The sequence below is a fragment of the Nocardioides sp. genome (assembly GCF_031422975.1).
Lineage (GTDB): Bacteria > Actinomycetota > Actinomycetes > Propionibacteriales > Nocardioidaceae > Nocardioides.
This window is the reverse complement of sequence record NZ_JANPEO010000049.1, coordinates 1-2,810: the sequence shown is the minus strand read 5'-3', so window position 1 is coordinate 2,810 and position 2,810 is coordinate 1. Positions and strand designations below refer to the sequence as shown.

Genomic DNA, 2,810 nt, shown 5'->3' with positions numbered 1-2,810 from the left:
CCCTGGTCGAGCGCTCGACCCGGGTCACGATCCTGCTGCACCTGCCCGGCCGCCACGACGCAGAGTCGGTGGCCGAGGCGATGATCCGTGAGATGAGCAAACTGCCCGAGCACCTGCGCCAGTCCCTGACCTGGGACCGCGGCAGCGAGCTCGCCGAGTACCGCGACATCCAGATGCGGCTCGCGATGCCGGTCTACTTCTGCGACCCGCGCTCGCCGTGGCAACGTGGCACGAACGAGAACACCAACCGGCTCCTGCGCCACTGGCTGGAGAAGGGCAGCGACCTCTCGATCCACACCGCCAAGGACCTCGCCAAGATCGCCGCCACCCTCAACGCCCGACCACGCCCTACCCTCGACCTCAAAACCCCAGCGCAAGCGCTGGCCGAGCTGCTCGCCAACCCGGCAGCAGCATGATCGTTGCTTAGACCGATTGACGTAGCCACCAAAGCATTGCCGGACAAGCAGGAGTTTCGATCACGAAGGTCGGCGCCCTGCTTCGGCTGTACGGCGATCAGCGCGCGTCGCCGTACCCGTCAGCCGACCACCGGCGCTCGAACAGCCAGGATCTTGCGGATGCGTGCGGCAAGGAGTGCGGGGCGGCCCAGGTCGGCCCAGGTGATGCGAATGCACGTCCAGCCGGTGAGCTGGCAGATCTGCTCCTCACGCCGCTTCTCGCGCATGAGGTACTCATCGAGAGTCTCGCCCGCGCGGCGGTGCTTCTCGTACTTCACCTTGCCGTCGAACTCGATGAACACTCCGTGATCGGGCCACGCGAAGTCGACGCGGGCGAAGAGGGTGCCGTGTTCGTCGAAGATCTCGACCTGGGGCTCCGGCTTGGGCAGGCATTGCCGATAGCACAGGTAGGAGAAGCGGTCCTCGGCCACCGACTCCGGGCGAGGATCGGCGAGCCGCAGCACGATGTCGGTGGTGAGGCTGCCAGGCCACAGGCGGCACAGGGCTGCCTGTTCGGCGAACTCCTCCAGGGTCATCGCCTTGGCCCGCAGCAGCCCGTTGACGACGACCAGCGCCGGTTCGACCGTGGTGATCGAGCAGATCTCGACGGCCGATCGGGGCGCGATGCTCACGCAGACCCCATTGACCTCCTCCACCTCCCCCTCGAGGAGCAGGCCGCGATGCGGAGTCCAGTCCGCGACTCGTCGGCCTGCCTTCCGGCGGATGAGTTGAGTCGTGTGCGCCGCTCCAAGAGGCAGTCCCCACACGGGGATGCCCCGCTCGACGACCGATGAGATGTGCGTCAGGGCCGACGTCTCGTGCGCCGCGCGCAGCACTGCTCTCGAGAGGAGCCGGTGGCGGTCCTCGGGTGTGAGCTCGCTCCACACCTCGTGCGGGACGTAGGCACCGTGTCGCACTCGGTGCAGCACTTTCGTGCGGCGCAGTCGGGCGATCTGGTTGTCGGTCAGACCCTCGGCGATGAGCTCGCTACGCAGGCGGAGGAGCCCGTCGAGGTCGGTTGGGGGCGGCTTCATCATGTGGCGACGCTGCCCCGCGCCGTACGAGTCATGCGTGCGCCGCAGCGCCTGTGGATAACCACGCCGCCGAGGGGCGGGCGCCTGGAACACCGCCCAAGGGATGCTTGGTGGTCAGAACTCCTGCTGTGTGACCAATGCTTTGCTCACACAGCAGGAAGTTCCCCGGATATCCGGGGAAACCAAGCTGATTACTTGTTCGCCTTACGGGCCACCGACGCGGTCTTGGCGCGGGCGTTGGCGTCGAGCACGACCTTGCGGATGCGGACCGAGTCGGGGGTGACCTCGACGCACTCGTCGTCGCGGCAGAACTCGAGGCTCTGCTCGAGCGACAGGTGGCGCGGCGGGATCAGCTTCTCGAAGTTGTCGGAGGTGGCGGAGCGGATGTTGGTCTGCTGCTTCTCCTTGGTGATGTTGACGTCCATGTCGTCGGCGCGGGAGTTCTCCCCGACGATCATGCCTTCGTAGACCTCGGTCGTTGGCTCGAGGAACATGATCCCCCGCTCCTGCAGGTTGGTCATGGCGTACGCCGTCGCGGCACCCTTGCGGTCGGCGACGAGCGAACCGTTGGTGCGCGAGCGGATCTCGCCGGCCCAGGGCTCGTAGCCCTCGGAGATGCCGTGCGCGATGCCCGTGCCGCGGGTGTCGGTGAGGAACTCGGTACGGAAGCCGATCAGGCCACGCGCCGGCACCATGAACTCCATGCGGACCCAGCCGCTGCCGTGGTTGGTCATCGACTCCATGCGGCCCTTGCGGGAGGCGAGCAGCTCGGTGATCGTGCCGAGGTATTCCTCGGGGGCGTCGATGGTCATGCGCTCGTACGGCTCGTGCACCTTGCCGTTGACCTCCTTGGTGACCACCTGCGGCTTGCCGACGGTGAGCTCGAAGCCCTCGCGACGCATCTGCTCCACGAGGATGGCCAGCGCCAGCTCGCCGCGGCCCTGCACCTCCCACGCGTCGGGACGCTCGGTCGGCAGGATGCGCAGCGACACGTTGCCGACGAGCTCCTGGTCGAGACGGTCCTTGACGAGGCGAGCGGTGACCTTGCCACCCTTGGTACGGCCGACGAGCGGCGAGGTGTTGGTGCCGATCGTCATCGAGATCGCGGGCTCGTCGACGTGGATGAGCGGCAGTGCGACCGGAGTCTCGGCGTCGGCCAGGGTCTCGCCGATGGTGATCTCGGGGATGCCTGCGACAGCGACGATGTCGCCGGGGCCGGCGCTCTGGCCGGGCTGGCGCTCGAGGCCCTCGGTGATGAGGAGCTCGGTGATCTTGACGTTCTTGACCGAGCCGTCGCGACGCATCCAGGCAACGGTCTGAC

The 2,810-nt window shown here is 67.4% G+C and carries 2 protein-coding genes and 1 pseudogene; 1 reads left to right on the top strand and 2 read right to left on the bottom strand.

All coding sequences use genetic code 11. From position 1 onward, the window contains the following. A partial coding sequence (locus tag RMO85_RS01755) for an IS30 family transposase (protein WP_310526087.1) occupies positions 1-416 on the top strand: 416 nt, incomplete at its 5' end. 119 nt (positions 417-535) lie between these two features. Here the strand turns inward: RMO85_RS01755 and RMO85_RS01750 are convergent. Both RMO85_RS01750 and RMO85_RS01745 read right to left on the bottom strand, forming a co-directional pair. After that, positions 536-1,492, bottom strand: coding sequence for a type IV toxin-antitoxin system AbiEi family antitoxin domain-containing protein (locus RMO85_RS01750; protein WP_310526086.1), 957 nt, complete (start codon positions 1,490-1,492; stop codon positions 536-538). Between the two features lie 188 nt (positions 1,493-1,680). Continuing rightward, positions 1,681-2,810, bottom strand: a pseudogene (locus RMO85_RS01745) (translational GTPase TypA); the annotation flags it as partial.

Bases quoted from the DNA above. Each gene is read 5' to 3' on its own strand.
- RMO85_RS01750 (WP_310526086.1), bottom strand. From the start codon at position 1,492: ATGATGAAGCCGCCCCCAACCGACCTCGACGGGCTCCTCCGCCTGCGT.